This window comes from Leifsonia sp. (assembly GCF_051955155.1).
Lineage (GTDB): Bacteria > Actinomycetota > Actinomycetes > Actinomycetales > Microbacteriaceae > Leifsonia.
The window spans coordinates 1-8,766 of sequence record NZ_JBQCGZ010000160.1; the positions used below are offsets into that span (position 1 = coordinate 1).

Annotated in this window: 9 protein-coding genes; 3 read left to right on the forward strand and 6 right to left on the reverse strand. The window is 70.5% G+C overall.

Features of this window, described 5'->3' with window-relative positions; all coding sequences use genetic code 11:
• Window positions 1–194: 194 nt before the first annotated feature.
• The 5 genes from ACTHMF_RS17265 to ACTHMF_RS17285 form a co-directional block, all read right to left on the reverse strand.
• Entirely contained in the window at window positions 195–1,946 is a 1,752-nt protein-coding gene (locus ACTHMF_RS17265; RefSeq protein WP_440319317.1) for a peptidoglycan D,D-transpeptidase FtsI family protein, read from the reverse strand.
• A gap of 17 nt (window positions 1,947–1,963) precedes the next feature.
• Window positions 1,964–2,653: a hypothetical protein gene (locus ACTHMF_RS17270; protein ID WP_314146396.1), complete on the reverse strand. Its 690-nt coding sequence runs from the start codon at window positions 2,651–2,653 to the stop codon at window positions 1,964–1,966.
• On the reverse strand, window positions 2,650–3,612 hold the full coding sequence (gene rsmH / locus ACTHMF_RS17275) for a 16S rRNA (cytosine(1402)-N(4))-methyltransferase RsmH (RefSeq protein WP_440319319.1): 963 nt from the start codon (window positions 3,610–3,612) through the stop codon (window positions 2,650–2,652). The genes ACTHMF_RS17270 and rsmH overlap by 4 nt, the downstream gene beginning before the upstream one ends.
• Window positions 3,613–3,714: 102 nt before the next feature.
• Window positions 3,715–4,146 carry a division/cell wall cluster transcriptional repressor MraZ gene (mraZ, locus tag ACTHMF_RS17280; RefSeq protein ID WP_314146394.1) on the reverse strand — a complete coding sequence of 144 codons (432 nt, stop codon included), beginning with the start codon at window positions 4,144–4,146 and terminating at the stop codon, window positions 3,715–3,717.
• A 250-nt stretch (window positions 4,147–4,396) separates the two neighbouring features.
• On the reverse strand, window positions 4,397–4,777 hold the full coding sequence (locus ACTHMF_RS17285; protein ID WP_440319321.1) for a DUF3040 domain-containing protein: 381 nt from the start codon (window positions 4,775–4,777) through the stop codon (window positions 4,397–4,399).
• A gap of 78 nt (window positions 4,778–4,855) precedes the next feature.
• Between ACTHMF_RS17285 and ACTHMF_RS17290 the strand changes: the two genes are divergently transcribed.
• Window positions 4,856–5,974, forward strand: coding sequence for a polyprenyl synthetase family protein (locus tag ACTHMF_RS17290; protein ID WP_314146392.1), 1,119 nt, complete (start codon window positions 4,856–4,858; stop codon window positions 5,972–5,974).
• Window positions 5,975–6,424: 450 nt separating this feature from the next.
• Here the strand turns inward: ACTHMF_RS17290 and ACTHMF_RS17295 are convergent, their stop codons facing one another.
• Window positions 6,425–6,766: an Rv2175c family DNA-binding protein gene (locus ACTHMF_RS17295; RefSeq protein ID WP_440319323.1), complete on the reverse strand. Its 342-nt coding sequence runs from the start codon at window positions 6,764–6,766 to the stop codon at window positions 6,425–6,427.
• Window positions 6,767–6,917: 151 nt separating this feature from the next.
• Between ACTHMF_RS17295 and ACTHMF_RS17300 the strand changes: the two genes are divergently transcribed.
• Both ACTHMF_RS17300 and ACTHMF_RS17305 read left to right on the forward strand, forming a co-directional pair.
• The gene (locus ACTHMF_RS17300) at window positions 6,918–8,030 is read left to right on the forward strand and encodes a LysM peptidoglycan-binding domain-containing protein (protein WP_440319324.1); all 1,113 of its coding nucleotides are present in this window, start codon (window positions 6,918–6,920) and stop codon (window positions 8,028–8,030) included.
• Window positions 8,031–8,163: 133 nt separating this feature from the next.
• Window positions 8,164–8,766 (forward strand): protein kinase domain-containing protein (locus tag ACTHMF_RS17305; RefSeq protein WP_440319326.1); only part of this gene is annotated, 603 nt, incomplete at its 3' end.

Consider the following 8,766-nt stretch of genomic DNA (forward strand, 5'->3'; position numbering starts at 1 on the left):
CCGGCCGGGGCCCCGGGCGGGGGGGGGGGGGGGGGGGGGCCCCCCGGGGCCCCCGGGCGGGGGGCGCGCCCCCCGCGGCAGTCCAGCCCGAACTCCGCTACCAGCTGGGCGAGCGGGCGGGCGACGGGATGCTCGGGGCGCAGGGATGAGGGCGCCGGTCCTGTCACGGGGCTCACTTTCAGTAGACGGTGTTTCTAGAAGTAGGGCGGGTAGTCGGCCGGACTCGACGTCGAAGGCTTCACCCGGTAGGTCTTCAGCACCTGGCTCATGATCGTGTGGAACAGCGGAGCGGCGGCTGCCGACGAAGTAATGGTAGTCGGGAAGCCGAGGTTGACCGAAACGACGTACTGCGGATCGTCCACCGGGGCGACGCCCATCACGGACACGTAGTACGACGGCAGGTAGCCGCCGTGGCCGTCCGCCTGCTGGGCGGTTCCGGTCTTCGCGGCGACCCGGTAGCCGGGGATCTGCAGCTGCTTGGCGAGCTCGCCCTTGGTCGTCACCGACTCCATCATCCCGAGCGTCGTGCTCGCCGCCTGCGGCGACACGACCTTCACGGGCGTGGTCTTCGGAACGTCGGTCAGGGTGCCGTCCTGCTGCTGGCAGCCCTCGACCATCGTCAGCGGGATGCGGGTCCCGCCGTTGGCGAGCGCCTGGTACGCGCCGACCATCTGGATCTGGGTCGCCGACACGCCCTGGCCGAACATCGTGGCGTACTTGGTCTGGTCGTCCCAGTCCTTCACCGGGTGCAGGACCCCGGAGGACTGGTCGGGGTACGGCAGTCCGGTGTCCTCGCCGATCCCGAACTTCTTCATGTAGTCGTAGCGGGTCTGATCGGTGAGACGGCTGCCGAGCTGCGACATACCGGTGTTCGAGGACATCATCAGGACACCGGTGAGGGTCAGCCGCAGGGTGTCGTGGTAGCCGGAGTCGTGCAGGTCGGCTCCGTTGCCGGACTGCCACGAGTACGGCGCGAGCACCTGCGTCTCCGGGCCGGCCTTGCCCTGATCCACCAGCATCGCCGCGGTGAGCGCCTTGAACGTCGAGCCGGGCTCACGCGGGTCGGTCAACGGCTGCAGCCGCCAGTAGGACGGGTCGGTCGCGTCGATGTTGTTGGGATCAAGAGCAGGCCACTGGGCGATCGCCTTGATCTTCCCGGTCTTGGCCTCGGCCACCGTGACGAAGCCGAACTTCGAGCCGGTCGCCGCCACCTGCTGGGCCAGCGTCTGCTCGGCGAACCACTGCATGTCGCTGTCGATGGTGAGCTTGAGCGTCCCGCCGTCCTTGGCGGCCTTCTGGACCACCGTGCTGCCGGGGATCGCGACGCCGTCCGCTCCGCGCTGGTAGGTCTCCTCGCCGTTCTGGCCGGCGAGGCAGCCGTTCTCGCTCTGCTCGAGCCCGCCGTTGCCCGCCTGCGAGACGTAGCCGAGGAGGTTGCCGGCGACGGCGCCGTTCGGGTAGCTGCGCGCCTGCGTCTTGTTAAACGTCAGCCAGCCGTACGGCAGCTTGTCGAGCTTGTCGAACATGCTCACGTCCATGCCGGACTTGATGAGCACGTACTGGGACTCCGGATCGGCCTTGAGCGCGTCGTCGAACAGCTTGAGGACGGCGTCGCCGCCCTGGCCGGTGATCGCGCCGATCTTCTTCGCCGCCTCGACCATCTTGGCGCGGCCGGACGCGCCCTTGCCCGCCGCATCCCGCGGGGAGGCCTGCGCGCTGTAGGTGTAGACCGTCGTCGCCAGCACCGTGCCGTCCGCGGAGACGATGTCGCCGCGGTTGCCGTAGAGGGTCGTCGACGCCTCCTTGGTGTTGATCGACTTCCGCTGCAGCGCGTCGGCGTTCACCACCTGGATGTCGACCAGCTTGACGCCGAGGATGCAGACCGTGGCGGCGACCGCCGCGACGGTGAGCGCCGTGCGCCGCCGGAGCATTCTCTTCGTGACCATGCGTGACGCCCGTCCCGTCAGTGCGTCACCGGGGTCGGCAACGCTCCCTCCAACGGTACGGACGGCTTCTGCTGCGCCCCGGACGCCGCACCCGTGCGTGCGGAATTCCCAGCTTGCTCAGTCGCCTTCGCGGCACCGGTCGCCGCTCCGCCGCCTGCCGTCACCAGCGGGACGCCCTTCAGCTGCGCGTTCGGGACGAGGTTGCCCTGGCCTCCGGTGACGGTGCCTGCGGCCCCGCTCGCCGGGATCGGCGCGCCGAGGACGGCCCCGTCGGAGAGCCGGAGGTAGGCGGGGTTGCTGTTGCTCACCATCCCGAGGGCGTTCGCGTTCGCGGCGAGGTTCTGCGGGGAGGTGAGCCGGTTGAGGTCCTCGGAGGCCGCCTGGTAGGAGCGCTGGAGCTCGGTCTGCTTCCCCTGCAGCGAGCTCAGCTGGTAGGCGCCCTGCGAGATGGCGATGCTCAGCAGCAGCTGGGCGACGACGATCACCAGCAGCGCGGAGATCGCGACGACCGCGTACAGCGCGCGCGGCCGGGCACGGCGCTGGCTGCGGGTGGAGACGACCTCCAGGTGCGTGCGACGCTCGTGCTGCCTGTCCGCCTCGATCGGCTCGGGAGGGAGGACCGCGGCGGTCGCCGCCTGCCCGCTCGACGGGGTCCAGTGGACGACCGGCCGCCTCCGTGCGGTCGCGCCTGCCGGGAAAGTGCTCACGAGTCCCTCCTCACTCGTTCGGCCGCGCGCAGGCGCACCGGGGTGGCCCTCGGGTTGGCGGCCTTCTCGTCCTCGTCCGCGAGTTCGGCTCCGCGGATGAGCAGCTTCAGTTCGGGACGGTGCTCCGGCAGCTCGACCGGCAGGCCGGCCGGTGCGCTCGAGCGCGACCGGGTCTGCAGCTCGCGCTTGACGATCCGGTCCTCCAGCGACTGGTACGACTCCACGACGATGCGCCCGCCGACCGACAGGGCGTCGATGGCGGCGGGGATGGCGCGCTCGAGCACCGAGAGCTCCTGGTTGACCTCGATGCGCAGCGCCTGGAAGACGCGCTTGGCCGGGTGGCCCTGGCGGGCGACGGCGGCGGGCGTCGCCTTCTGGATAAGGTCGACGAGCTGCCCGGAGCGCACCAGCGGCGTGCTCTGCCTGCTGTCCACGATCCGCTTCGCGTAGCGTGCGGCGAGCTTCTCCTCGCCGTAGTCGCGGAAGATGCGGCGCAGGTCGGCTTCGGAGTACTCGGCGAGGACGACCTCGGCGGTCAGCTCGCTCGTGCCGTCCATCCGCATGTCCAGCGGCGCGTCCTTGGAGTAGGAGAAACCGCGCTCCACGCGGTCGAGCTGCAGCGAGGAGACGCCGAGGTCGAACAGCACGCCCTGCACCGTGTCGATGCCGAGCCCGTCCAGCGCCTCCCGGATGCCGTCGTAGACCGTGTGGACGAGGTGCACGCGGTCGCCGAAGCGCGCCAGCCGCTCCCCCGCGATCGCGAGCGCCTCCGGGTCGCGGTCGAGCCCGACCAGCGTCACCTCCGGGAAGCGCGCGAGCACGCCGGCGGAGTGGCCGCCCATGCCGAGGGTCGCGTCCACGAAGACCGCGCCGGGCTCCTGCAGGGCGGGAGCCAGCAGCTCGATGCAGCGCTCCAGGAGGACCGGGGTGTGGATGTCGGAGTTCGTCTCGTCGCTCATGGCTTCGCTGGGCCCCGCCCCTGGTTCCGGATCCCCATCCATCCCGACCTGACACCGGGGAAGTGGTGTCAGGGCGTATGGCTGGGAGTCCGGCGCCAGGCGCTAGAACAGCCCGGGGATCACCTCCTCCTCCGTGTTCGCGAACGTTGCCTCCTGCTCCGCGAGGTAGGTCTCCCACGCCTCGGCGTCCCAGATCTCCGCGCGGCTTCCCGCGCCGATCACGACCAGGTCGCGATCGAGCCCCGCATACGAGCGCAGCGTCGCCGGGATGGTCACCCGGTTCTGCTTGTCCGGGACCTCGGCGCTCGCCCCCGAGAGGAACACGCGCAGGTAGTCGCGGGCCTGCTTGCTCGTCACCGGCGCCTGGCGGATCTTCTCGTGGAGCGATTCGAACTCCGCTTTCGAGAAGACGTAGACGCAGTGCTCCTGGCCGCGGGTCAGCACGAGACCGGACGCGAGCTCATCCCGGAATTTGGCCGGCAGGATGATGCGCCCCTTCTCGTCCAGCTTCGGGGCATGGGTACCGAGGAACATCGGACTCCACCCCCATCTCCCGGCCAAGGCTGCGGTGCTTCCTCCACTTTACTCCACTTCCATCCACAAAATCAGCTAGTGCGGCCGAATTGCCCCGATTAGGGGCCAAACTTCCGCGTGATCACGGGAAAATCAGGGGTGGAGGAAAGTGGAGTGATTTTCCACGCAGTGGAGTGTCCGCGGGCATGAAAAAAGGGCCGATCGAATCGATCGGCCCTGCGGTCGCGGGCTGGGGAGGAGAATGGAGGGGCTAGCCCTGCCCGTCCTGCCTCTTGTCCCAGCGGTCGTTCATCCTGTCCATGAAGCCGGACTGCGCCCGAGAGGACTTGCCTGCGGCGCGGGCGGCCGGGGAGTCGGGGTCGACCGCCACCCTCTTGCCGGGGGCGATGGCCAGCAGCACGCCGGCGAACATCACCACGAAGCCCAGGATGCCGACGATCGGCAGCTGGAAGAAGACGCCGACGATGAGCACGACGACGCCGACGACGGCGATGAGCACACCGAGGACGATGGAGCGGTATGCGGGCCGTGCCCGCTTGCCTCCCACCTTGGCGACGAAGTCTGCATCGTTCTGATAGAGACTGCGTTCCATCTCTTCGAGGAGGCGCTGCTCGTGTTCCGAAAGCGGCATCCGGATCCCCCTCTTTCTTGCGGGTTCTTGGCGTTGTGTGGCTGATTGTAGCCGCACGCCTCTGACTAGGCTAGGCGTGTGTCAGAAAGCATCCGATTCGTCGACCTCATCCAGTCCAGAATCGATGGATTCCTCGATGCGCGTGCATCCATTCTCGTCTCCATCGCCGACGAACTCTCGCCGATTGCGGCTTTTTCGAGGGATTTTCTCAGCGGAGGCAAGCGCTTCCGCGCGCTGTTCTGCTTCTGGGGCTGGCAGGCGGTGCGCAGCGCGGGCGATGACGCGGCCGACGGCCCCGTCGTGGCCGGCGGCCCGCTGGACGCGGTGGTCTCCGTCGCGAGTGCTCTCGAGCTGTTCCACGCGGCCGCGCTGGTCCACGACGACCTGATCGACAACTCGGACACCCGGCGCGGTGCGCCCTCCGCGCACCGGCGCTTCGAGCGGCTGCACGACGAGCAGGGCTGGCAGGGCTCCGGCGCGAGCTTCGGCACCGGGTCGGCCACCCTGCTCGGCGACTTCCTGCTCATCCTGAGCGACGAGCTCTTCGACGAGGGTCTCACCCAGACGGTCAGCCCGGCGGCGCGCCGTGCGGCGCGCGCCGAGTTCAACCGGATGCGGCTGGACGTCACCGCCGGCCAGTACCTGGACATCTTCGAGGAGATCGGCTGGCAGGGCCGGCCGGACGCCGACCAGCTGGCACGCGCAGAGCGGGTCATCGTCTACAAGTCGGCCAAGTACTCCATCGAGTCGCCCCTGCTGATCGGCGCCAGCCTCGCCGGCGCGACCGTCGGCCAGCTGGATGCGCTGCGTGGCTTCGGGCTCCCGCTCGGGATCGCGTACCAGCTGCGCGACGACCTGCTCGGCGTCTTCGGCGACGCGGAGGTCACCGGCAAGCCCAGCGGCGACGATCTGCGCGAGGGCAAGCGGACCGTGCTCATCGCGCTCACCAGGGAGGCCGTGCCCGCCGGCGCTCGGGCGACCCTCGACGAGCTGCTCGGCGACCCCGAGCTGACGCCGCAGCAGATCCAGACCCTGCAGATGACCATCCGCGAGTCCGGCGCCGTCGACAAGGTGGAGCGGATGATCGCCGACAACGTCGAGCGCGCGATCGCCGCGCTCGACGCCGCCCCGATCGGCGAGAGCGCCAAGGCCCAGCTGCGCGACCTCGCCGTCACCGTCACCCGCCGCAGCGCCTGACGCCGCCGAGGGGCGCCTCGTTGCGGGTCGCCCCGGCGCCGTCGGGGGCGCCGCCTCTCCCCCTCGCCGCGCCGGCGAAGGGACCGTCAGGCGAGGGCCTGAGCGACGCGGCGCACCTCGGCCTTTCGGCCGGCGCGCAACACCTCGATCGGGGTGGTGCGTGTCGGCCGCACCGCCTCTCCCCCTCGCCGCGCCCGCGAGGGACCGTCAGGCGAGGGCCTGAGCGACGCGGCGCACCTCGGCCTTGCGGCCTGCGCGCAGCGCCTCGATGGAGGTGGTGCGTGTCGGCCGCACCGCCTCTCCCCCTCGCCGCGCCCGCGAGGGACCGCCAGGCGAGGGCCTGAGCGACGCGACGCACCTCGGCCTTTCGGCCGGCGCGCAACACCTCGATCGGGGTGGTGCGTGTCGGCCGCACCGCCTCTCCCCCTCGCCGCGCCCGCGAAGAGACCGTCAGGCGAGGGCCTGAGCGACGCGGCGCACCTCGGCCTTGCGGCCTGCGCGCAGCGCCTCGATGGGGGTGGTGCCGAGGCTCTCCTCCTCCGTCAGCATCCAGTCCACCGCCTCCTCGTCGCCGAAGCCGGCGTCGGCCAGCACGACGAGCGTGCCGCGCAGCTCCCCGAGCGGCTCGCCGTCGCGCAGGAACAGCGCGGGGACTTTGAGGACTCCGTCGACGCGCTTCGCGCCCAGGTGCTTGTCCTCGATGAGGCGGCGGACGCGGCTGACACCGAGTCCGAGCTGGTCGACGAGGTCGGGGATGGTCAGCCACTCGGTGGCCAGGACGTGCTCACTCACAGGAACAAGCGTGCCACGCCAGGGCCGGGAGCACGAGCGAGTGCGATTGTTACAGTCATGTAAACTCGTTTCACATCTGTCACACTGGTTGACTCTTCTCTCAACCTGTGTCAGCGTGGGGACCGGCTTTGTCACTCAACTGGGGGTCAGAATGGCTCTGATCGAGAGCGCAGCAGGCGGCGCGGACGACCGCGCACGGAAGCGGAGAGTCGGCATCCTCGGCACCGTCCCCATCGCGGTGGCGGGTTCGATCGCGGTGACGCTCGGCCTGGTCTCCCCCGCGCAGGCGGCCGCTCCGGCCGACGCCGAGCGGGCGAAGGAGAAGCCGCAGCAGCCGACGGGCCCGCAGGACACCATCACCTCGAGCATCCCGACCGGTTCGCGGACGTCGGAGGCGCAGACCTCCGTCGCGGCGGCCCCTGCCAGTTACACCGTCCGGTCCGGGGACACGGTCTCCGGCATCGCGGCGCGGTTCGGCCTGTCGACCGCGAGCGTCCTCGCGCGCAACGGGCTCAGTTGGAAGAGCCTGATCTTCCCCGGCCAGGTGCTCGCCCTGGGCGGAGGCTCCGCCGCGGCCCCGAGCCGGCCGAGTGCTCCCGCCGCGCCGGCGCCGAACGCCGTCGGCACGAAGTACAAGGTCGTCTCCGGCGACACCATCAGCGGCATCGCGGCGCGCTTCGGCGTCTCCACGAAGGCGGTGCTCAGCGCGAACGGCCTGAGCTCCTCCAGCCTGATCTTCCCCGGCCAGCTCGTCACCATCCCCGGGATGGCGACGGCCGCCGTCAGCACGCCGATCGCGCCGCACGCCGCCGTCGCGCCCGCGCCGGCCGTCAGCGTCCAGCCGGGCAGAGTCGTCGCCCTGACCGATGAGATGCGGGCGAACGCCGCACTCATCATCCGCATCGGCCGCGAGCAGGGCGTCCCCGACCAGGGGATCGTCGTCGCGCTCGCGGCCGCCGCTCAGGAGTCGGGCCTGCGCAACGTCCGCTACGGCGACCGCGACTCGCTCGGACTGTTCCAGCAGCGCCCGAGCACCGGCTGGGGCACACCCGCCCAGGTGCTCGACCCGGTCCGCGCCACCAAGGCGTTCTACGGCGGCTCCGGCAACCCCAACGCCGGACGCACCAGGGGCCTGCTGGACATCCCCGGCTGGTCGCGCATGAGCGTCGCCCAGGCGGCGCAGGCCGTGCAGATCTCCGCATTCCCGACCGCGTATGCGAAGTGGGAGACGTCGGCGCGCGCGTGGCTCGCGCAGCTCGGCTGAGCCCGCGAGGCCGCCCCGTGACCGCGCAAAGGTCACAGCCCGGTCACGGCGACGCCGCACACCGGTGTTTTGCAGGGTTCCCGCACCCGCCGTTCCCTAGACTCGATCCGTGACCACGAGCCAGACCGACCCCATGATCGGCCGTCTCATCGACGGCCGCTATCAGGTGCGCTCGCGGATCGCCCGGGGCGGCATGGCCACGGTCTACCTCGCCACCGATCTGCGCCTGGAGCGCCGCGTCGCGATCAAGATCATGCACGGCCACCTCGCCGACGACAACACCTTCAAGAGCCGCTTCGTGCAGGAGGCCCGCTCGGCCGCACGGCTCGCCCACCCCAACGTCGTCAACGTCTTCGACCAGGGCCAGGACTCCGACATGGCGTACCTGGTCATGGAGTACCTGCCCGGCATCACGCTGCGCGACCTGCTCAAGGACTACGGCAAGCTGACCCCCGAGCAGACCATCGACATCATGGAGGCCGTGCTCAGCGGACTCGCCGCCGCGCACAAGGCGGGCATCGTCCACCGCGACCTGAAGCCGGAGAACGTGCTGCTCGCCGACGACGGCCGCATCAAGATCGGCGACTTCGGGCTGGCCCGCGCCGCGAGCGCGAACACCGCGACCGGGCAGGCGCTGCTCGGCACGATCGCCTACCTCTCCCCCGAGCTCGTCACCCGCGGCATCGCGGACGCCCGCAGTGACATCTACGCGCTCGGCATCATGATGTACGAGATG

Bases quoted from the DNA above. Each gene is read 5' to 3' on its own strand.
- rsmH (WP_440319319.1), bottom strand. From the start codon at position 3,612: ATGAGCGACGAGACGAACTCCGACATCCACACCCCGGTCCTCCTGGAG.
- mraZ (WP_314146394.1), bottom strand. From the start codon at position 4,146: ATGTTCCTCGGTACCCATGCCCCGAAGCTGGACGAGAAGGGGCGCATC.
- ACTHMF_RS17265 (WP_440319317.1), bottom strand. From the start codon at position 1,946: ATGGTCACGAAGAGAATGCTCCGGCGGCGCACGGCGCTCACCGTCGCG.
- ACTHMF_RS17285 (WP_440319321.1), bottom strand. From the start codon at position 4,777: ATGCCGCTTTCGGAACACGAGCAGCGCCTCCTCGAAGAGATGGAACGC.
- ACTHMF_RS17300 (WP_440319324.1), top strand. From the start codon at position 6,918: ATGGCTCTGATCGAGAGCGCAGCAGGCGGCGCGGACGACCGCGCACGG.